This is a genomic window from Mycoplasma sp. AC1221 (genome assembly GCF_054353815.1).
On the sequence record NZ_JBTHHH010000007.1, the window covers coordinates 1 to 23152 of the forward strand.

A 23152-nucleotide genomic window follows, 5' to 3' on the forward strand; every position below is an offset into this window, starting at 1 on the left:
TTACTTTATCATTTACCACATCCATAATTAGTTGATATAAATCCCCGTTATAATTCTTCATCGATACTTGTATATCAACATCAGGATTCGGCTTAATAAAACCAAACTCAGCCTTTGCTCAATCATTAAATTTTTGCTTCTTTGCTTTTCATAAACTTCGATCGACTCCACCATTAATTTTTTGATCAAATGCATCATTGATCTTACCAAAATCCCCGATGTTCATATAAGGCTTAGCAATATGTAATCTTCAATTTCTTACATCATCAGCATCATAGTTTTTAATGCTATAACCAGGGATTTTAAACCAATAATCCCAATCTTTTAAGAACGGATTATTATCTTTTCGTCCATCATATTTATAATAATTATCATTAATCTTATTTTCTTTTATAAACGACTCGATTGCTTTATCCCTTAATTCTTGTGGAGAAGGCTCGTGTTTTTTGTTCTTATCATCTGTTCCAGAATCACCCCTACCTGGTTTATTTGTATTAGCAGATGTAGTTGTTCCACAACTTACTGCGATAGTAGAAGTTGTTAAACTTGATAATATCAATAAAGTTTTTAATTTTTTGTTCATATAACCCCTATATAGACAAATTATAATGAATTATTTTATATAAGGAATTTATATCACAAAGAAATACCGAATCAATAATACATATACAACATACATATCATAAAAGTGAAATAAATTCAACAAATAAACCACTTATGTTGGATTCTTTGATAGAATTATTTATATGAGAAAGGAATAAAATGAAGAATATTATTTTTAAAATAGGTGATGTCACTTCTGGTTTGAACGGGTTAACTGGTATAAACAACAATGATGTAAAATTCGAAACAAGTTTTCCAAAAATTATGGAACACCCTGATAAGGATTTAAATATAGAATATATAGAAAAATTATCAAAAAATATATTTAAAAATAAAGAAAGTATACTAGATAAAATATCGGAAGGAATTATTAAAAAGAATAAAAGTATTAATAAACCAATTAGCGAAATTTCCTTAGATGATTATAAAGAAATAATGAATAATTTTTTGGATATTTATAAAACAAATAATCTGATTACAAAAGACCAACAAGAAAATATAAATAACTATCTTAACGAGACAGGATATAAAAAATTTAAGAACGAATTAACAAAGTCCTTAAATACTTTTAAATCTGGTGTACATACAGTTAAAAAAGAAGTAGCAAAGTTAAATAATAATGAATCTACAATACAAAGAACCGTTCTAGATGCGAATAATGGTTATGTAATAAACATAGATAGTAATGAAATGAATTCAAAAAATCTAACAAAACAATTTTTTGAATTTGAATCCAAATCACAAGATATAAAACAACTTTATATAGATATAAATGATAATATACTTTGGTATAACAATATAATAAAAAGATTACTAAATGCACAAATAGCGATGTCTGCTGTATCTATATTTAGCTTTTTTGCAGGTATTTTTAGCTTTGGATTAGGTTTTTTTGGTACTGCATTATCAGCAGGTGCATCCATTGGATTAAGTGTTGCAATTAGTATATTAGAATCCAGAAGGGATAAATATATAAAGAATCATAAATTATTATCAGAAATATTTCAGTTTCCTAAAAAAAGTTCGAAAGATGAAGCATTATCAGGTTACTCATATGGTAAAAATGTTATTTCTGGGTGAACTTGAAATGTTTTTTCTGCAGTAAAGAATTATAAAGGTAAATTTTGAGCAATTGAAAAAGTACCATATAAAACATTTTTCAAAAAATCTTTTCTACATACAGCAGGATTTGTTCTTGATTCAATTGATATCTATTTAACAAAAAGAGAAATCGATAGTATGGAAGAGAAAAATAAAAAGATAAATAACTTTTTATCAGAATTAGAGAATCAGTTACAAACAATAGCAATAAATTTAGAAAATATTAAAAGAGTTGAATGAGTAGTAGTAAAAGAAACACCAATTGATAAACCTTATAATCAAGGTGGTAAAGGAGGAAAGAATTTAGTTTTTAAAAATCTTAAAACATCTGAGGTATTAACCTTAGAACAAATGTTAGCAAAACCTGATTGAATGCTTTATGCATGAGGGAAGCAAAAGATATATAATAAAAAATTAAATGAATGATATATAAGAAAATTACCTAATAAAACAAAAACAGATAATTTAGGATAAAATGTTTGAATATGTTTTTATTTTATTGATAATTAATGCTTGTTTTGCGGTTATTTTCTATCCTGTTTTTATAATTGCATATACAAAAAGATATCAAAGTTTCTTTTTTATAGCAAAAGACACATACAGTAGAGATATAAGTCAAAAAACAAAAGAGTATCATATAAACTTTGTAAAGGGATGATATGAGTTTAGAAAGTATCTTATATCTTATAATAAGGAAATATTTTATTGAGTAATAGCAATAATTTTTCGTTTTGTTACACATATTATTTTAACAATAACATTCATCCTACTAGACAAGTATTTTAATACAAAAACAGCACCAGAAATGATAATAATTTTTATGGTAAACTTTATTACATATATCATTACTGATATTTTTACATTTCATTATTACTTTCAGTGCTTTCATATAGGAAAAAAAGTTAAAAAACACTTTGAAGAAAAAGTCAAAAATAGCAAAATAATCGATTGTGAATATATGCTTGATAATACTATTTACTTTAACAACGGGCTTACCACAAATAATTATATATATTTCAAAACAAACTTTTTTGATGTCAGGGTAAGGGTACTGACAACACAAAGAGTTAAAGAAATATTTAAAGAAAGTGCATATGATGTTTTTGCTTTTTTTATTTTTGATATGCACAAATCATGAAAAGATGAGCATAGTGAATATTATCAAGGTTTGTATTTTGATTATGTTAATTTTTTTAACGAAGAACAAAGTGATTAATATACATTTGATATTTAAGGAAGTTTTATGTCACTATTTTTATTTATATTAATGTGTTTAGGGGTGATTATATCAACAAACATCTTAGTGCTTTCTTTCATTATATTATTTAATACAAACTCATTCACTAATTTCATTATTTATAAGTGTCAAAAACTTGTTAGTATAACAGAAGCAAAACAAACAAATGTACTATTTAAAGAAGGAGGACAATTATATTTAAAAGAAAACAAATTTATATTTAAGAATATGATTATGTCCTTTTTTATTATACTCTTATTATTTTTTATAAACGAATTAATTGTAAATTTGGATGCATACAATAAACTTGCATCTCAAATAAAATTAGGTTATTTTAAAGAATGAAGATATGTAGATATTTTCTATGTATTTGCATTAGTTATAGAATTAGTTTTCATAGTTTTATATTATAAAAAATATAAATATTTATATAATAAATTAACTAAGATATTTGATTACTTTGAATATTCAAAGGAACAATATTATCTAAATAATGAACAAGAAGCAAGGTATGATGATAATAAGTTTTTATGTCATATTTATTATAAGAGTAATAAGATATTTTATATGAATTATAAGGTTATTGATACAGTTATAATAAGAAAAAGTAATAAATTAGCTATTTATTATTTCTTAATTTTTGGTTATCATTTTAAACAAATAAATTACGGTAATATAATTTATAAGGATTTATATCAAGCATTTTTATATTATAAAAATAACAATAAAACAAGGTAATTAAAAAACAAAATGAAATATTTAATTTAGAAGATATATAGAAATTAACAACTTTTAACACAGCAAAGAAGCAAATTTAGTATAATATAATAAAGGAGAAAAATGCATACAATAAAAAGTATTTTATTAAAACCTATTTTTTATAACGAATGAGATATTCAAATTCAAGGGTGAGTTACATCTAATCGTGGAAATAAAAAGATTCGCTTCTTAGAAATAAACGATGGGTCAACCATAAAAAACTTGCAGGTAGTGTTCAAAGGTGATTTTGATTTCGAAGTTCTTGATACTTTAAAACCCGGATCTGCACTTTCTTTACAAGGGATTTTGAGAACTACACCAGATGCACCACAACCTATTGAAATGACTGCTACCAAGTTAATTGAATATAAAAAAGTAGATGAAGATTACCCGATTCAAGCACAAGAAATGAAACTTGAAACATTACGGGAAATTCCACACCTGCGTCACCGTACAAATGTTTTAAAAGCAGTGATGTTAATTCGTTCAACCTTGGCACAAGAAATCCATAAGTATTTTATGTTTAAAGGATTTCATTATGTCACTACACCTATTATTACTTCTAATGACGGAGAAGGTGCGGGGGAAATGTTTAATGTGTCTGATTCGAATGTGGATGATCCGTTTTTTGGTAAAGGGAACAAATCAACCTTAGGAGTAACGGGGCAGCTTCATGGAGAAAGTTATGCAAATGTATTTAAAAATATTTATACATTTGGACCAACATTTAGAGCGGAACGATCGAATACTAAAAGACATTTAGCAGAATTTTGAATGATTGAACCAGAGATGGCTTTTTATGATTTGCATCAAACTATTTTATTATCAGAGGATTTATTAAAAGTTGTTTTAAGAAATACCGTAGCTAAACATCCTTTTGAAATGGAGTTTTTAGACAAACTAAGTGATGGAAACTTATTAAATAAAATCCACAATTTTTTAGATTCAGAATTAAAAATTGTGGATTATCAAGATGCATTAAAAGAACTTGAAAAAGTAAAAGATATATTTGAAGAAAAAGATATCCATTTTGGACTAGATTTAGCAAGTGAACACGAAAAATACTTAACTGATGTTGTATATAAATCTCCAGTTGCTGTTATTAATTTTCCTAAATCATTTAAAGCATTTTATATGTATCAAAATGATGATGGTAAAACAGTTGCGGCTTTTGATTTATTAGTTCCCGAAATAGGGGAATTAATCGGTGGAAGTCAAAGAGAAACAGATTATTTTAAAATCGTAAAACGAGTAAATGAACTCGGTATTGATCAAGCCGACTTACAATGATATCTTGATTTAAGACGTTTTGGTCATCTTAAATCATCTGGTTTTGGAATCGGATTCGAAAGACTTGTGATGTTTATAACAGGGATGGATAATATTCGAGACAGCATTCCATTCCCGAGAACCACAGGTAATATCAGGATGTAAAATAGTGTTTATCCGTTTGTGATAAATACTATTTTTTGTGAAAATAATTATAAACAGATTGGGCTCTACTTGTTCCAATAACATCCGTGAGATTCTCAAGCGATTGTTCTTTTATAGATGCATAAGTTCCAAATTTAGCAATTAATGCAGTAATAGTTTTTTTACCTATATTAGGGATGTTTAATGACCCTTTAAGTGTGTTTTTTGAATCAGCAAGTTGATGATAATATCTTTTCACATTTTTGTCTACATGTTCTTGTAAAGCAGAGAAATATAAAAAACTTTCATCAGATAATTGAATAGTTTTACCTAAATCATTAATAAGTTTTTGTGTCTTGTGATTATCGTTTTTTACCAAACCAAAAACAAGATTATTAAGATTGAAGTTTTTTAACGCTTCCTTAATCTCATTTATTTGAGCAATGCCGCCATCAGCAATAAAAACATCATTTGCATTTATTTTATTTTTATGCTTTTGTAAAAAAGAAACAGCATTATAGTAAGTAAATTGTACATCTGAATGCTTATCAATTTTTTGATTGAATTCTGATAATTTATTAAAAGTAGTTAAGTTTTTTATTTGACCCGTGATATCAAAACATAAAGAAGAACCAGCAACATCCTTTTGATAATTCTCAAAAGAATTATCAAAAATAATAAATTTATCTATTTCGGATAAATTTAATTCCTGTTTTAGTTTAATTCATAAAGCTACATTATCTTTAATTATATGTTTTCGTGCATATTCCTTTGCCTGGATTTGAGCATTTGATTTAAGGTTTTCTAATATACTTTTATAAATCCCTTTTTGTGGATATAAGATTCTTTTAGTAAGGTTGTCATCAAAAATAAGGTTTTCAGATTTATAAACAAAATCTAGCAAGATTTTGCTTTTTATATCTGGTCGTTTTTTATAGTAATCATTGATAAATTTTTCGATAAATTCAGTTAGTAAACCTTGAAATTTGCGATTTATGTTTTCAATATAAGTGGTAGAACCGTGTTGGTAAGATCGGATTGAAATAAAAATGTTTTGATTTACTTTTTCAAAAGCAAAAAAATCAAGTGATTGTGTGTTACTAATTTGCAGAATTTGTGTTTGTAATAATGATTTAATAAACACAGAAGCATTTTTATAAACTTGTGCAAATTCAAATTCTAATTTGCTGCTGTATTCTGCTTCTTTTTTTGCAATTAATTTAATAAATTCAGGCGATTTATTTTTGAAAATATTTTTAATTTCTTCAAGGGCATTTAATCAATACGATTCATCTTTATTGGTAATTTTAAGTCCTTTATAATATAAAAACTGATTACATAAAACATCGTAAAAAGCTGAAAATTGTGATGTAGGTGTAAGCGGACCAAAATAATATTTTAGATTTTTTTTATTTAGATTGTCACTAATATCTATATGTAAACCATTTTTATCAATTACAAACATAAAATAAGGATATGTATTTTTGTTTGTAAGTTTTATATTATAGCGAGGTTGAAATTGTTTTATAAATTTTAATTCTGTTAAAAAAGAATCTCGCTCAGATTTACATATATAGAAATCAAAATCATTTATTTGATCAACCATTACTGGTGTTAATCAAGAATTATTATGTCCTTCAAAATATTGCTTAAGTCTTTTCTTTAGATTTTTAGCTTTTCCGACATAAATAATTTCGTTGTTCTTGTTTTTTCATAAGTAAACACCACATTCATCTGGAACAATTTGATTAATTTTCTCCAATATATGTTCTTTGTTATTCATTTTGCCTCGTTTATTTTTCTTTTTTTGCCTATACCATAGGAAAAAAAGAAAAAAATTACTTTTTCTTTGCTTATTTTAGGAAAAAAAGTTGAATTTTTACTTTTTTTCCTATTTTTTAGGAATAAAAATATGTATTTAGCAATATCTGCTGTGGTAATAATATTATATAATATTAACAATTATTTCTAATATTCTTATTTGTAAGCAAAAAGTGAGGAAAATTAAAAAAATTAAAGGAAGAATATGAAACGTCTATTATGTTTATATAAACCAGCATTAAATAAAAACTATCCATGAGTGCTTAAGCACCCAAAAGTAAAAGATGCATTAGCTCAATTTAAAACTCGTAAAGATGCGATGAACTGATTTTTATCACTGGGATATGATTGTGCAACTTGATTCCAAACAGATCAAAAAGTATTTGGGGGAATTTTCATTTCAGAATGAAAAGAAGGTGTTGATTTTTACGAAATCAATGTTGATAAATTTGATGGTAATGTAGTTGAAAGTGATGTATTATCTGAATTCTTTATTGATTCAAAAACAGGAGCAAGAAAATCAGATGAGGCTCGTGATTACCTTGAAAGACTAAACGATTTTAAAGTTCTTAGAAAACATGAAACATACTTCCCTGTTGATGATGAATTTATTATTGAAAGAAAAAAATCTGCTAAAGATTTAGAAATCGAAAAACTACAAAGACTAAACGAAGAACTTCAAAAACAAGGTCAAGCAGCACCGGTAATAGTTCAAGAAGTAAAGCAAACTGAGCCAGAAGTTCAAGTTGTTGAAAAAATTGTTGAAGTGGTAAAGGAAGTTGTTAAAGAAGTTCCTGTTGAAATTATTAAAGAAGTCGAAGTCATTAAAGAGGTACCGATTGAAATCATCAAAGAAGTTGAGGTTATTAAGGAAGTACCGTTTGAGGTAGTAAAAGAAATTGAAGTAGTTAAAGAAGTACCATTAGAAGTTGTTAAGGAAGTAGAAGTTACTAAAGAAGTTCCTATCGAAGTTCAAGTTATCAAAGAAGTAAAAGTACCAGTTGAAAAAGTAGTCGAAGTTATTAAAGAGGTGGTAAAAGAAGTACCTGTGGAAGTAGTAAAGGAAGTTTCTACGGGTTCAAAAGAACCTATTAGATTCGAATTTATTGAAAATCTACAACCTACTAAACAACTTGAGGCTCTAGCTGTTTATGCACAAAGAATTTCTAAGGTTGCTGAATTTTTCAAAGAAGAAAAAACAACATCTGAGCAAGATTTAACAAGAATCAAGGAACAACTGAAAAATGTTTTAGTAGTTACTAAAAAACTTTCTAATAAATTTACTGATGATAAAAAAGCACAAAAATTATTCGAATTAGTCGCCGCTTCATTGGCAACATCTGTAAAATCATTATCTGAAAAAATTGTTGGTAAACCTGAAATCGAATTCAATCCAGAAACAGCCGTATATTATCGAAAAGAATGTGGTAGAAATGTATTATTAGTACACTGATTATCATATCTTGTGTTCGAAGGATTACATTTAGCATTTGTTCCACAACAAGCATATCACTATCCTATTATCGCAGCTGAAGTTAAACCACAAACTAATGTTGTAGTATTTTCAGATGTAGCAAAAGGACAACCAAAAGAAGAAAGCGAAGTTGTAGTAACTGAAGAACGTATTCCATATATGTTCTGAACAGTATTATTTGCTTCTTTAGCACTTGCAATACTATTTGTTCTTGTGATTTTATTATGAGTAGGTGTAATTCCACCGCTTAACTAAATTTAAAAGTCTTTTGACTTTTTTATTTTGCATTTTTGTAGAAAGTTATAAAATAGCAAATTTTTATATTTAAAAAATATAAAAATAGTATAATAATAAAATGTTTAATAAAAATAATAAAGAATTTATGCAAGTTTTAGTTAACCATCTTAAAAGCACTGGGTTTATTTTTCAAGGCAGTGAAATTTACGGAGGTCTTTCAAATACTTGAGATTATGGTCCGTTAGGTTCTTTATTAAAAGATAACATCAAACAAATATGAAAAACAGAATTTATTTTAAAAGAAACTAATAATTTTTTAATCGATTCAAAAGTTTTAATGAACCCAAAAGTTTGAGAAACAAGTGGACATGTCGGGAATTTTAATGATCCACTAATTGAAAACAAAGTGAACGGAAAAAGATACCGTGCTGACAAATTAATCAATGAAATTAATTCCAACATTATCCCTGAACAACTTAGCAATGATCAAATGCGAGAATATTTAAATCAAAATTTACCTGAATATGATGGATGCAAAGCACAATGAAGCGAAATTAAGCAATTTAATTTAATGTTTGAAACTGCCCAAGGAGTAATTGAAGGAAATAAATCAAAAATTTATTTACGTCCAGAAACAGCACAAGGAATTTTTATAAACTTTAAAAATGTGCAAAGAACAACTCGTGCTAAATTACCTTTTGGAATCGGACAAGTAGGAAAAAGTTTTCGCAATGAAGTTACTCCAGGAAATTTCATTTTTAGAACTCGTGAATTTGAGCAAATGGAATTAGAATTTTTTAGTTATCCTGAGCACGCGCCAAAATGGTTTGATTATTATATCCAAAAAAGTATGAAGTTAATAAAAAAACTTGGCATAACAAAAGAAAATGTTAGGATTCGAGAACATACCCCAGAAGAATTAGCACATTATTCTGATGCAACAACTGATATAGAATTTTTATTCCCGTTTGGTTGAGGTGAGCTTTTAGGAGTAGCGAATCGAACTGATTTTGATTTAAGAGCACATATGCAAGCAAGTGGAGAAAGTTTAGAATATTTAGATCCAGAAACAAATACTAAATTAATTCCTTATGTGATTGAACCAAGTATTGGTTTAGATCGTTTAATGCTTGCTATCCTTGTAAATTGTTATGATGTTGAGAAAGCGACAGAAAGTGATGAAAGAATAGTTTTAAGATTTCCAAAAGAAATTGCACCTTATAAAGTTGCTGTACTTCCGTTAGTTAAAAAACTTTCTGAAAAAGCATTAAAAATTTATCACCAATTAATTGATTTAGGAATCTCGACAAGTTATGATGAAAGTGGCTCAATCGGAAAACGTTATCGTCGCAATGATGCAATTGGGACATATTGATGTTTAACAGTTGATCATCAAAGTTTAGAAGATGCAACTGTTACATTAAGAAATCGCGATACAATGGAGCAATTTCGCATTTTGATTGAGCAAATTAATGAATATATTTAGTTTGGAGGGTAATGACACAAGCAATTTCATATGAATTGATTAAGGAAATAACTTCTTCAAACAATATAGTGGATATCATTTCTGAAGATGTCCAATTAAATAAAAAAGGTAATAATTATGTAGGACTATGTCCGTTTCATAATGATAGTAATCCTAGTTTCTCTGTGTCAGCAATAAAACAAATTTATAAATGTTTTTCTTGCGGAGAAAGTGGTAACATAGTTACTTATTTAACAAAAAAAAGACAGATGAGTTATACTAATGCAATTGTGTATTTAGCAAAAAACATCGGAAAAGAACTAGATTTTAGTTCTTTAAATAAATCCGAGTTAGTGGAATATAATGCACAAGAACAAGAACAATTAGAAATTTTGCAAGCAGCAAACACTTTTTATAAATTGCAACTACTTAAAAACAATGCAGCTATCAACTACTTAAAAACACGTAATTTATTTGATAGCGAACTTATAAGTTATTTTGATATAGGATTTGCACCTGATTTTAATTTATTATCAAAACACTTAAATGAAAAATTAGGTTATGGATTTGATAAATTATATAGCAGTGGTTTGATTAACGAAAACTATGTAGAATACTTTCGTAATAGGGTTGTTTTTGGGATAAAAAATCAATATGGTCAAATAGTAGGTTTTAGTGGTCGCACAATAACCAATGAAGTAGCTAAGTATTTAAATTCACCTGAAAGTAATTTATTTAATAAATCCAAAATTCTATACAACTACTTTAATGCAAAAGACCACATTCAAAGCAGTAACGAAGTTGTAATTGTAGAAGGTTTTATTGATGCGATTGCATGTTATAAAGCAGGGATAAAAAATGTTGTTGCTTTAATGGGTGTAGCACTTACTAATCAACATATTCCACTCTTATATAATTATAAAATTAAATTATTTTTAGATAATGATGCAGCAGGGATAAATGCTACATTAAAAACTATTAAGACATTATTATCGAATAAAATTAATCGCATTGATGTTATTATAAATCCATACCAAAAAGATGCTGATGAGATTTTAAATAAAGAAGGAGCAGAAACCTTAAAACAACTGATGCAAACCACACGGGGAGCAATTGATTTTGTTTATGATACATTAAAAATAAATTTTGCTATAACAAAAAATTCTGATTTTAATAAAATCAAAGAATTTGTAATTGAATTTAATAGTTATTTATCATACTTATCAAACGAAAATAAAGCATATTTTAAAAATAAAATAAAGAGTGAATTTAACTATGATATAGATATAAATAATATTTATGTTGATTATCAACCTAGACAAATTCAAAAACATCCCTTTGATATGAATTTTGAATTTCCTGTTAATCCAAAATTTCAAATAAAACCGAATAAAAAACATTTTTTTGATGAAATAAGCAAATTCAAGCGATTAAAGATTTTGATTTTTATGCTTTGTCGTAATGATTTTTCAAACTTATTTTATAGTGAACAAGGTTTAGAAGTCATTTTTAGCCAACCTGCACAACTGCGAGATTTATATACTGAAATAAAAATGTTCAACCTAAAAATTAATGAAGTAATTGAGCAAGATATCTTCGAAAGTGCTGATAAAGCAATCGAAAACATTAACATCGAAGCAAAATTAACAGAACTAAAAGAACATTTATATCAAACCTTTTTGAAATTAAGTAAATTTCAAAGCGACCAGCAAAGTTATTCATATTTTCAAGAATATATGCAGCAATGTCAAAATGATATAGATTTGCAGTATCAAAATGCAGCAAAAAATGATACAGTCGAGTTAAATTTACTTCCATATGTTAAGGAAGCGGCACAAGCAAATGAGCAATTTTATATTGAAAATCAAATTAAAAACTTTCGTCGTAAAAGTGAATATCAAAAAGAATTAGCCAATATACAAAACAAAAAAATAAGAATAGAAAAGAGGTAAAATGTCAGATTACAAAGATGTTATCAAGCTTTTAAAAACAGAGATGAAAAAATCTAAAACAAATCATTTTTCTCAAGAAAAAGTGTTTGACATTTTATTAAATCATAATATATATGTTGATGCAGAAGAAAACGATGATTTTTTAGATGCTTTATTTCAAGCAAATATTTTAGAAAACCACAGTGATGCAGGTGATTTAGATGCAGTTAGCAGAGACCAAATCGAAGAAGAATTGGAACCTAATTTCAAATCCGATACTCTAGATTTAGATGATGTAGATTTTCCATTAGATGAATTTGATGCAGATGAAGATTTTTCAGAAGACACCGAAGAACCTAATTATGATTTAGAATCATTATCAACAGATGATGAAGAAGATGAAGAAAAAGATGAAGAACCTGAAGAAGAAGATTCGATGTTTTTTGATGATGCTTCTGATGATGAATTTAGTTTTGGTGACTTTGATTTAGAAACCTTAGGTTCACAAGCAACTTTGCTAGAAACCGAGAATAAAAAAGCACGTAATTTAACTAACAAACTTACTGAAACAAATGATATAGTCAAATGATATATGCGTTGAATTGGTAAGTATGGAAAACTATTAACTGAAGAAGAAGAAGTACAATTATCCAAAGAAATGGACCGTGGTGGTTTTCGTGGGAAAAGAGCTCGTGATAAATTAATTTTAAGAAACCTACGTCTTGTGATTAATAATGCTAAAAAATATAAAAATCGAGGACTTTCATTTATTGATTTGATTTCTGAGGGAAATCAAGGGATAATGAAAGCAGTACAAAAATATGATGTTAATAAAGGATATAAGTTTTCAACTTATGCAACTTGGTGAATTAGACAAGCTATCACCCGTGCTGTAGCTGATCAAGCACGAACCATTAGAGTCCCAGTTCATATGGTAGAAACCATTAATAAGGTATCTAAAATCGAACGTGAATTGCAACATGAGTTAGGTAATGAACCTACCTTAGCACAAATTGCCGAGCGTATTGGTGGTGATTTCACTGCTGAAAGAGTTGGTTACATTAAAAAAATAAATATTGATCCTATTTCACTTGACAAACAAGTAGGAAAAGAAAATGATTCATCGTTTAGTGATTTTGTTAAGGATGAAGTAGTTATTAATCCAGTGGATTTTGCGGCCCACGAGGAGTTACATACTATTTTGCTTGATATGATTGATAATTATTTAGAAAAAGAAGAAAAAGAACTTATATGTCGTCGCTATGGAATAGGATATGATGAAAACGGACAACGGTATCGGATTCACTCCTTAGAAGAACTGGCAAAAATGCGTAACAATGTTTCAAAAGAAAGAATTAGACAAATTGAAAACAAGATTTTACGTAAATTGAAAGGAAATCCTAAATACGGTAAAAATTTAAGGGATTATTTAAGATATTAATGTCCGTAAATACTATTATAGAATATCTAGAAAGTCTATTTCCTTTGTCTAATAAAGAAATATGAGATCCATCTGGATATGCTTTAAAAGCAAACAAAAATAAAAAAGTAACAGCAGTTGTATTAGCTATTGATTTAACATCTGATGTTTATAACTTTGCATTAGAAAATCAGTGCAATTTGATTATCACCCACCATCCGTTTTTGTTTGAAAAAACAAAAACTGATATGCTACAAAAAGCAGAGTATAAACAGAAGATCAAAAAAGGGTTGGTTAAAAATAAAATTAGTGCATATTCAATGCATACAAACTATGATTTTGATGTAAATGGAACTTCATATCAAATTGCAAAAGCGATAAATTTATCAAGCTATGTAATTTCTGAAAGTCATAGATACACAGCGATAATTGCTAAAAAAATATCTATTTCAGATGTGCAAAAACTTTTTTGGGAATATTTAAATTTATCTAACTTTCAAAGCAATGCATCTGATTTAGAATATAAATACTCATATTGTGTTATTTTAGCCGGGGCAGGTGATATTATAACAATCAATCAGTTAGCTAAAAAATATCCTAATTCATTATTTATCACATCAGATGTTAAATGAAGTGATTGAATTGCATATAAAGAACATAAAATTGCTGTTCTAGCAATCCCACACCTAGTAGAACAGGTGTTTACAAACCATATACAAGAAATTTTGCAAGCAAAATTTCATAATCTTAAAATACATATATACAAACTAAAAATACCATATCAAAACATAAAAGGAAGTAATGAAACATAAAAAAATTGGTTTATTTTTCTCCTTAATGTTAGTAATCGGTTCTGTTGTCGGAATTGGTATCTTCTTCAAAAATGGTTCTATTTCTAGGACCACAGGAGGAGATGGAGTCACTTGATTACTAGCATGAATAGTAGGAGGTTTAATTTCACTTACAGCAGCATTATCATTTGCTGAAATTGGATCATTTAAGAACACAAAACTGACAGGTTTATCAAATTGAGCCTTTAAAGTAGGTGGTTCGCGACTTGGATACTTTACATCCATATCATTTTCAACATTTTACTTTGGTGCTTTAAATGCACTACTTGGAATCTTTGGTTCTGAAGTATGATTCACCTTCATTGGTGCTGCTTCAAAACTAGATACTTCACATATTCATAGTGTGGTTCATATTATTATTGGATTGTTATTTATGATCGTGTTTATGCTACTAAACTATGCATCAACTCGAACATCAGGGCAATTACAGTCATTTTTTACTATATTAAAATTTGTACCTATTTTAGTAGCACTATTCATCGGAATTGTGCTACCAAATGTACATAATGCAGGTGGAGTAAATGCATTTACCATTATCAATAAATCATTTAGCATCAAAGGATTGGTTGCTGCTTTACCTGCTGTATTATTTGCTTACGATGCTTTCTTAGGTAATGCATCAATGTCACATAAGATTAAAAAACCGAACAAAAATGTACCGAAAGCAATTTTCTTTGGAATGGCTTTTGTGGTGGTAATATACACCTTGATAGCACTTTCATCAATTTTACATAATCAAGGTAACATCGGTGGGTTATTATCAGATACTTTACCTAAATCAGTTGCAGCATACATCAGTCCTATTATTTGATTCTTTATTTTAATCTCAACATTTGGGGTTTTAAACGGACTTAGTGCAGCATTTATTAATGAAACCCATAATACTGTAAAATCCAAATTATACTTTGGAGCAGGTGCTTTGATTAAACGTTTTGGATTACAAAAAACATTTTGAATTTACATCACAATTATTTTTGCATTTTGAGGTGTTTTAATTTACATCCCAGCAATTATATTAAATACTGATATCTTAATCGATGCAGTATCAAATTATCCAACCTTATTCTTCTTTAATATTTATGCACTGGTAATTTTATTATATGCAATAAAAAGACATAAAATCAGTGAAACTAATAAGATTAATAAATGAGTATTTTATATTTCTGCTGCATTGGCTGTCACAGGAATAGCAGTTGCTGAAATAGTATACTTAGTAGTTATCTTTACATTCTTAGGTTCAAATACAACCAATCCAAATGGATGGGGAGTATTCTACGACCAAAATAAAGGTGGATTGATACCCAACTACTTACCTGTTTTATACTACTTTTTAAACTTAATTTTATTATTTAGTCTACCAGCAATTAATTATGCATTAGAAAAAGCAGTATTCAAAAACAATTTAGTTAAAAACTTTAGCACCTTAATTATGTTAGATGCACAAGAAGAAAAAGAAGAACAAGAAGTAGTAGAAAACAAAGAAGAACAATCTGATTCACAAACAGATAACGTTATTTCAAATAGACTTATTTGATAAAGAAAACACAGTTAAACTGTGTTTTCTTTGTTGCCTTTAGAACTATTACAACTTTTGCAAAGTAATTGAGCATTTGATAAATTAGTTGGGCCACCTAAACTCCATGGAATAATATGATCCATTTCTAAATTAGATTTTTCAAATTCATTTAAACATTTAGCACACTTAGCAACAACTAAGTTGCTATCTGGTTTATTTATTTTATTTTTATTAAATAAAGTTTCCTTTTCTTCTAGATTGAAGAATCTTCGTTTATCTACATCCGTAGTTTTTAATTCAAGAAGTTCGATGAAATATTTCTCTTTTTGTTTTGTATCGATTATTTTCATTAAATCTTTATCTTTATAAAACAATGTTATTTGTGCTTTTATTTGCACTGCATTTTGTAGAATTTGAGATTGTTTATCCTTATATTTATCTGCAAGTTTTAAAAGAAGAGGGATATCTTTATATTTATTGTTAATCTGTGGGAAAATTTTCTCGATAAATCGTAGCATTTTATTTATGTTTATACTATGATTGCTAAAACTTTCTTGATTCTTCATTCATTTTGCTATATTTTCCACATTAGAAAGTTTAGAAACAAGTTTTAAAATGATAAATTGATATTTTCCTCTTGAGTTTGTTTCACCAAAGAGATTTCTTAATTTTTTGTTATCTTTTACATATTGGTTTAATTCTTGGATGAATTTGTTATCTACCAATCCGTTTATAACTTCAAACTCACTTAAAGGAACACCACAAGTGTTTATTCGATAAAAAGCGGTTCGTTTTTCTTCTTCGGTTCCTGTATGAATTACAGCGCTAATTTTCATTTTACTAAATTCATCTTGCTTAGCTTTGTCGCTTTTACCAAGTTCATTAAAATTTTGACCATTTCAAGTAATTTCGTTATTTATATATTTCTTTATAGAATGAATTCTTTGTTTTCCATCGATTACTTCTAACTTATTATCATTTAATTTTCACAAAATAATAGGAGGAAGAACAAGTTTTTTCATCAAAGTATCTATAACTAACGATTGTTTTTCTGAGCTATAAATAATTTCTCTTTGTAATGTTATATCACTTATAATATCACCTGAATTAGTTTTATCAACTAATTCTTTTATGTTAAACTCTTTTGTTTCCATTATTCACCATCCTTTGTGGATTTTTGTTTTTGATTATTATTCTACTATATATTCTTTTTTTATTTATAAAAGGGTAACCTAATTCAAATTCATCTAATTTTGTTGTAGACATTTTACCAATGATCTCAAATTGGTCTGGATTGTATTTATCTAAAAATGTAATAGGTACTCCAATAGCTCCATCATAATCATATGGAATATCAATAACTTTATTAACATTAATTGCATTGTAGTTGTCATATTTTTGATAATATTCGGGGTTTTCTGCTCAACTTTTAGATAACATTAATTTAGTTTCTCTTGTTGTGTTTTCAATGTTAGTAAATCAACGAGTTAAACCTTTAAGACTTTTTGTTGGTTGTTCACCTGTAACAAAGTCCCCGGGACTTGTAATTCCTAATCAAACCTTATTTTCTTTTATTAATTTAAAGATGTCTTTATAAGAAATTCCATTTTTATTACCAATAATAAGGAATTTCAAATTATTTTCAATTAGTAAATTTATAAATTCTCTTAATAGAGAAAATGGAGGATTTGTTATAACTACACCATCAGGATGTTTTTTAGCAAATTCTGGGATGCTTGTTTGAAAAGTAGTTCCTTCATTTGTTTCTGGATTATAACTACTAAAATGTAATATATTATTTCAACCTTTATTAAAATCATTTCCTTGATTTTTAGCATTGAAAAAGCGAGAAAAAGCAAAATTATCATTAATACCATTTACAAAACCTTTTTCTCGATATTCTTGTTTTTGCGATTCTTTTAAAGTATCGTAATCATAATCACAAGGAAATAAAATGTGCTTATTTTGTAGAAAATTTTCATAATATTTTATTTCATTCGCTACATCTTCATATAAAGTGAAAAATTCATCGTTTTTTGCTCTTTTTGCCGAATGAAGATTATTGTTCTTATTTTGGGAATCTGTTATTTTAATAACACACCCCCTTTAACTTGCTAAATTTATATAGAAAACAACTTGTATTAAAAATACAAGCTGTTTGAATTTTTAGCAAGTTAAAATATTTAATTACACTTCTATATATATATATATATATGAGCAGTACTTATAAGTTTCATATTTTAACTTCCTTTCTTATTTTTTATGTTTAATACTTTGTATTTAACATAAAAAATATTTATATAAATTATAAACTAAAATTTCTAATTTCGCTGTTACATTGTCTAAAAGAGAAAATTTATAGTAAAAATACATTTAAATACCAAAGAAGTTTCAAAAACAAGGTTATGATACTTTATTATTAAATCGAAAGGATGTGAAAAACAACTTTTTGAATAAATAATTCATAATCGTTTATTATTAAATTTGAATCTGCTTGTGTATTTTTATCATATGAAGGTATTTTAGAGAAGGAGAATTTGTTATTATGTTTTATATCAAGGAAAAATGTAGAAAAAGTTTCATAGTCTTTAAAATCTATATTATCATAATTAAAATCAATAATACCGATAAATATTTTTTCAGGAGAATGAAAATATATTTTTGTATTATCTTTACCTAATATTCTGTATTTTATTAAGTCATTTTCAGTAACTGTTTCTCATTTTTTGATAATACCAGCATTCTTAGAAAAGTAAGGAAGTTTTTCAGGTATAAACAAGATTTGATAATAAGGAATATTTGCACTTCGGATGTTTGCTACTTCCCCTAATAAATTTTCAAAATAATTATTTTTATTTTGTTTAAAATTAGACATAATAAATTTTACCCCGACTGCAGCGAAATTTACATCGTTTTTCTTTATCAATATATCAACTGTTTTATCCATATATCTACCACAAATCTTCTCTTCTTTGCCATCTTTTAAATCTAATGAAACAACTTTGTAGATATCATTTTTATCTTTAAGTTGTTTTAATTTGTTAAATATATCCTTTGCGATCTGACTATGTAAAATTCTTAGCTTCCTATTACTTCTTGAACCATTGATAATATAAGAAACAAAACTCTCTTTTAAAATTTCTAAAATCTTATTATTCATTATCATCCAAACTTTCTGCATATAGTTTATAACATATATATTTTTTTAAATCACTAGTTGAAAAGGTGTAATAACCTCCGTTTTTGTATTTACCTAATATTTCAATGTATTTAATAAAATATTCATTTAATATTTCTTTTATCTTTTTAAAAGAAATATCGCCGGTAATGTAAAGTCCAGAGTAAATTGCAGTTCCAGGATCTATAATATTTAGTTTAATATCTTTTTGTGCTTTTATCAGGGTGTTTATGGATATTTTTTTCTTATATACATCTTTTATACCTTGTGTCCTTCCGAAACCATATCAGATGCCATTTTTTTCTATACTTCGTGCATTAAGAACATCCTTGTTGTATAAAAAATAATCTTGCAAATTCTTTTCAAAAGAAGAAAAATTTTTTAAATTACCATTGATATCATAAGGAAAGATTATACTTTCATAATTACCTGTCGAAGCTTTGTATGCAGGGATAATATATTTTGAATCAAATAAAAATTTTTTACTAATAAATATTTTATCAGCAAGAGTTGCTATTCCGTTTTTTACAAAAAAGTTTTTGCATTTTTTATCCGGAAATGTCAATATCTTCTTAATGGTGTTTAGATTTTCTATGTTCGAAAAATAGAAGTTATTATTAATAAAATAAATATTTGGACTTAATTCAGATATAAATTCCTTTTTACCCAAACCTGATCATTGAAAATATTTAGTTGTTTCATTCTTTTTTGATTTATTTAAGGTAAATATACCAGTATAAGCAGTAATGCCTTGAAAAGGTTGGTAATGCTTAAGGTTGATAAAACTTTCAAAATGAAAATTATCGATAATATATTTTCTGAAATTTGTTCCTGCTCTGCTGTTTGTAATAGATGTAGGTGTTATATAACTTAATATTCCAATATCATTAAGCATATTAATTCCTATTTCATAAAAAACTATAAATAAATCTGTCATCCCTTTGCTCGAAAACTTCATCGATTTAATAGCATCATAATTTTCCACTAGATTATGGATTCTAACATATGGAGGATTTCCGACAACATAATCCATTTTATTGTTATATTTATCGATTTGTATCGCATCTGCATTTAATATATCTCATCAAACTTCTTTTATTCTTCTTTCTTTTAAAATAGAATCTAAATTATTTATACATTGTTCAACTTTATCTGTTTGTATCTCGATACCGTGTATGTATTTAGATAAATCTTTTTCTATATTATCATAGCTACCGTTTTTTTGATAATAAGCATCACAATACCGATTAACAATTTCTTTTAAGAATGCCCCATCACCACAAGAGTTATCAATAATATGTTTGTTAAGAATAATGTCATCTTTATAAGATATATTATCTAGCATCATATCAACAACATTCTTGGGTGTATAAACTTCTCCTAAATATTTTACTTTGCTCATATTTTTATTTTATCATTAATTGATCATTCTTATATAATAATGTTAAGTGATTTAAAATATATAAAAAAGCAGAGTATAGTGATAATGTCATACAAAAACACTGTGTATTACGATACACTGTGTTTAAATTCATCTAAGTATAATGTTTCTTAATTATAAAATTTCTTATTCCACTGTATGTTCGGTAAATTTCTCGTTTTCTACTACTAAGAATTTATCACCTTTTTGAATTCCGTAAGGAACTAAGGCTAATTGAGCTTTATTATAATCCGCTTTGATTTCATTAAATAGTTTCTTTGAATCTACTGATACAAAGACACCTGAGTAGATACCGAAACCATTTATAAGTTTTTCATTATCTACCAATCCAATAGTAATTGTATTAGGACGGAACTTAGAAACATGTTTTAAGAGATGTCCAGTTCTTGAAAGAACTACAACATATTTATAATCTCCATCTTTTACTTTTTTTGCTATGTGGTAAGCAATTTGGGTTCTTTTATCGTGTTGATTAGAGTTATTTCAAACACTTTCAAGTTGTCTTCCATAGTAGTGTCTAGAATAAAATTCTTTTTCAGCACGTTTAGAAATATTAGTCATTGTTTTAACAGCTTCAAGGGGGAATGATCCGTTTGCACTTTCGCCTGAGAGCATTGTTGAATCGGTTCCTAATTCAACTGCATAGTAAACATCTGTAACTTCAGCACGGGTCGGATGTGGTGAATTTTCCATTGAATCCAGCATTTGGGTTGCTACAATAACTGGTTTACCTGCTTCCCGACACTTACGAATAATTTTCTTTTGGTAATATGGGACATCGTAGTAAGGGATTTCAAGACCTAAATCACCACGAGCAACCATGATTCCATCAGATTCCTTGATAATATCATCGATATTAATGCATCCAAGGTGTGATTCGATTTTTGAAATAATTTGAATGTGACTGCCCCCATTTTCATCTAAAAGTTTTCTTAGATCTTTTACATTTTTTGCTGTATTAACAAATGAAGCTGCTATATAATCAACATTTTGTTTAATCCCAAATTTAACATCTTCAATATCCTTTGTTGATAAAAAAGGTAGTGAAAAGTCTACACCAGGCAAATTAACACGTTTGTTAGTCTTAACTTTATGAGTATTTTCTGCACGGACTTTTACAAATCCAGTTCCTACTTCAATTACAACTGTAGTAAGTTTTCCATCATCGATTAGAACTTCGTTACCAACACATAAATCTTGTGACATATCATATGCAACTGTTATTTCAGTTGGAGTCCCTTCGAAAGTTGCATATTTATCTGCTGTGGTATGAATTAAAACTTCACTACCAGCACTTATCACTTGCATCCCATCTTTCATTTTTCCGATTCTGATTTCAGGACCTTTGGTATCTAACATTAATGAAATAGGGATATTTAATTCCTTAGATACTTGTTTTGCAAGATTAAATTTATTTAATTGTTCTTCATATGAACCATGACTAAAGTTTGCTCTAATGGTTGAAGCACCATTTAAAACAAGAGAACGCATCATTTCCAAATTATCGCTAGAAGGACCGATTGTAGCGACTAATTTTGTTCTTTTGTCGGTTAGTTTCATTTAATTCTCCTTGTTATTGATATACTATTTATTGTACCAAAAATATTATATTTTTTTAGAAGCATTTTTGCTTTATTGCAAATTTATGCAACTTTTTGAACAAATATAAATATAATTTTGTGTATTTTTTATAAGATTATGTTTATATACGGATGTTTTTGCTATATTTTGTAGTAAAAAATTTAAATTTGCTTAATTTATTAAAAATATTTCCATAAACACATTAAAAAAGCAAAACTTGCAGTAAAATTACATTATGAAGCAAGAATCAACATATTTTTCTAAAAGACAACTTGATGAATTAACTAAAACCGAAATGAATTTAATTGAATTTGCATCGTTATATCCTGATGAGTTTTATAAATCATCAATTAAACAACTTAGTAATAAAACTGATATATCTATTTCGGTAATATCAAAACTAGCTAAAAAGCTTAATTTTGATTCATTAAAAGATATGCAATTTTTTGTTTATCATAATTATTTAAATACTGATTTAAATTCCAATGAAAAACAAGATTATCCAAAATTTATTCTAAAACAGTTGTTTTTGTTTTATAAAGAAAGTATTTTTCGAACATCACATTTAATCAACTTAAATGATGTTAATAACTGTGTACACAACATAATACAATCAGATAAAGTATATTTATATGGAGCAGGAAGTTCTTATTTATCTGCATCTGAATTAGGGATAAATTTGCAGAAAATAGGTGTAAATGCTATTGCATTTAGAGATTTTCATTCACTATTATTGATTTCAAGTCAAAAAGATATAGAAAATAAATTTGTGGTTTTGTTTTCTAAATCGTGTGATACCAAGGAAATTAAATTTGCAGTTGATTTATTTATGCAAAACAATATTAAATTCGCACTTATCAGTGCAAATAAGCAAGCAAAAGAAAAATATGATAATGTAATTTTGTATTCGACACTGGAGCAAAACAAACGATTTATTTCAATATCATCAAAAATTAACCAACAATTTATTGCTGATTTAATTTTCTTGTTAATTTCACATCTTAAAGTTAAAAATTATGATTCAAAATATGCTGAAAATATAAAAATTCTTAATGCATGAAATAAAAATAATTTCTAATTTTTAATTCATATAGAGAAATTTTTTTCTTTTATCCTTCCTATAA

At 27.0% G+C, this 23152-nt stretch carries 18 protein-coding genes; 11 read left to right on the top strand and 7 right to left on the bottom strand.

What is annotated here, in order from left to right; genetic code table 4:
- Nucleotides 1–583 (bottom strand): hypothetical protein (locus tag ACXYRK_RS01660; RefSeq protein WP_458617769.1); only part of this gene is annotated, 583 nt, incomplete at its 3' end.
- Between the two features lie 179 nt (nt 584–762).
- Between ACXYRK_RS01660 and ACXYRK_RS01665 the strand changes: the two genes are divergently transcribed.
- The 4 genes from ACXYRK_RS01665 to asnS all read left to right on the top strand — a co-directional run bounded on the left by ACXYRK_RS01665 (nt 763) and on the right by asnS (nt 5134).
- Complete coding sequence (locus ACXYRK_RS01665; RefSeq protein ID WP_458617771.1) at nt 763–2178, top strand: hypothetical protein; 1416 nt, start codon at nt 763–765, stop codon at nt 2176–2178.
- 346 nt (nt 2179–2524) lie between these two features.
- Nucleotides 2525–2920, top strand: a complete 396-nt coding sequence (locus ACXYRK_RS01670; RefSeq protein ID WP_458617772.1) for a hypothetical protein — start codon at nt 2525–2527, stop codon at nt 2918–2920.
- Between the two features lie 27 nt (nt 2921–2947).
- A complete protein-coding gene (locus ACXYRK_RS01675; RefSeq protein ID WP_458617773.1) occupies nt 2948–3679 on the top strand; it encodes a hypothetical protein in 732 nt (243 codons plus the stop codon).
- A gap of 102 nt (nt 3680–3781) precedes the next feature.
- Nucleotides 3782–5134: an asparagine--tRNA ligase gene (gene asnS, locus ACXYRK_RS01680; RefSeq protein WP_458617775.1), complete on the top strand. Its 1353-nt coding sequence runs from the start codon at nt 3782–3784 to the stop codon at nt 5132–5134.
- Nucleotides 5135–5162: 28 nt separating this feature from the next.
- Here asnS and ACXYRK_RS01685 read toward each other — a convergent pair whose 3' ends face one another.
- Nucleotides 5163–6896 carry a GIY-YIG nuclease family protein gene (locus ACXYRK_RS01685; RefSeq protein WP_458617777.1) on the bottom strand — a complete coding sequence of 578 codons (1734 nt, stop codon included), beginning with the start codon at nt 6894–6896 and terminating at the stop codon, nt 5163–5165.
- A 243-nt stretch (nt 6897–7139) separates the two neighbouring features.
- On the opposite strand from ACXYRK_RS01685, the gene ACXYRK_RS01690 reads away from it, so the two are divergent.
- The 6 genes from ACXYRK_RS01690 (at nt 7140) to ACXYRK_RS01715 (ending at nt 15849) form a co-directional block, all read left to right on the top strand.
- The gene (locus tag ACXYRK_RS01690; protein ID WP_458607418.1) at nt 7140–8663 is read left to right on the top strand and encodes an MAG3090 family protein; all 1524 of its coding nucleotides are present in this window, start codon (nt 7140–7142) and stop codon (nt 8661–8663) included.
- A 100-nt stretch (nt 8664–8763) separates the two neighbouring features.
- Nucleotides 8764–10131: a glycine--tRNA ligase gene (locus ACXYRK_RS01695; protein WP_458607419.1), complete on the top strand. Its 1368-nt coding sequence runs from the start codon at nt 8764–8766 to the stop codon at nt 10129–10131.
- An 11-nt stretch (nt 10132–10142) separates the two neighbouring features.
- Nucleotides 10143–12062, top strand: coding sequence for a DNA primase (dnaG, locus tag ACXYRK_RS01700; RefSeq protein ID WP_458617779.1), 1920 nt, complete (start codon nt 10143–10145; stop codon nt 12060–12062).
- 1 nt (nt 12063) lies between these two features.
- A complete protein-coding gene (locus tag ACXYRK_RS01705; RefSeq protein WP_435129426.1) occupies nt 12064–13482 on the top strand; it encodes an RNA polymerase sigma factor in 1419 nt (472 codons plus the stop codon).
- Complete coding sequence (locus ACXYRK_RS01710) at nt 13482–14273, top strand: Nif3-like dinuclear metal center hexameric protein (protein ID WP_458617781.1); 792 nt, start codon at nt 13482–13484, stop codon at nt 14271–14273. The genes ACXYRK_RS01705 and ACXYRK_RS01710 overlap by 1 nt, the downstream gene beginning before the upstream one ends.
- Nucleotides 14263–15849 carry an APC family permease gene (locus tag ACXYRK_RS01715; RefSeq protein ID WP_458617783.1) on the top strand — a complete coding sequence of 529 codons (1587 nt, stop codon included), beginning with the start codon at nt 14263–14265 and terminating at the stop codon, nt 15847–15849. The genes ACXYRK_RS01710 and ACXYRK_RS01715 overlap by 11 nt, the downstream gene beginning before the upstream one ends.
- Before the next feature lie 11 nt (nt 15850–15860).
- On the opposite strand, the gene ACXYRK_RS01720 is transcribed toward ACXYRK_RS01715, so the two are convergent.
- The 5 genes from ACXYRK_RS01720 to pyk form a co-directional block, all read right to left on the bottom strand.
- A complete protein-coding gene (locus tag ACXYRK_RS01720; protein ID WP_458607423.1) occupies nt 15861–16982 on the bottom strand; it encodes an HNH endonuclease family protein in 1122 nt (373 codons plus the stop codon).
- Nucleotides 16963–17922, bottom strand: coding sequence for an adenine-specific methyltransferase EcoRI family protein (locus tag ACXYRK_RS01725; protein WP_458617812.1), 960 nt, complete (start codon nt 17920–17922; stop codon nt 16963–16965). Before ACXYRK_RS01725 ends, ACXYRK_RS01720 begins: the two co-directional genes overlap by 20 nt.
- A gap of 325 nt (nt 17923–18247) precedes the next feature.
- The gene (locus ACXYRK_RS01730; RefSeq protein WP_458617785.1) at nt 18248–18988 is read right to left on the bottom strand and encodes a hypothetical protein; all 741 of its coding nucleotides are present in this window, start codon (nt 18986–18988) and stop codon (nt 18248–18250) included.
- The gene (locus ACXYRK_RS01735) at nt 18981–20408 is read right to left on the bottom strand and encodes an Eco57I restriction-modification methylase domain-containing protein (RefSeq protein WP_458617787.1); all 1428 of its coding nucleotides are present in this window, start codon (nt 20406–20408) and stop codon (nt 18981–18983) included. The genes ACXYRK_RS01730 and ACXYRK_RS01735 overlap by 8 nt, the downstream gene beginning before the upstream one ends.
- 165 nt (nt 20409–20573) lie before the next feature.
- The gene (pyk, locus tag ACXYRK_RS01740) at nt 20574–22007 is read right to left on the bottom strand and encodes a pyruvate kinase (RefSeq protein WP_458597865.1); all 1434 of its coding nucleotides are present in this window, start codon (nt 22005–22007) and stop codon (nt 20574–20576) included.
- Between the two features lie 256 nt (nt 22008–22263).
- On the opposite strand from pyk, the gene ACXYRK_RS01745 reads away from it, so the two are divergent.
- Nucleotides 22264–23106 (top strand): MurR/RpiR family transcriptional regulator, encoded by an 843-nt coding sequence (locus ACXYRK_RS01745; protein WP_458597863.1) that lies wholly within the window; start codon nt 22264–22266, stop codon nt 23104–23106.
- Nucleotides 23107–23152: the final 46 nt, after the last annotated feature.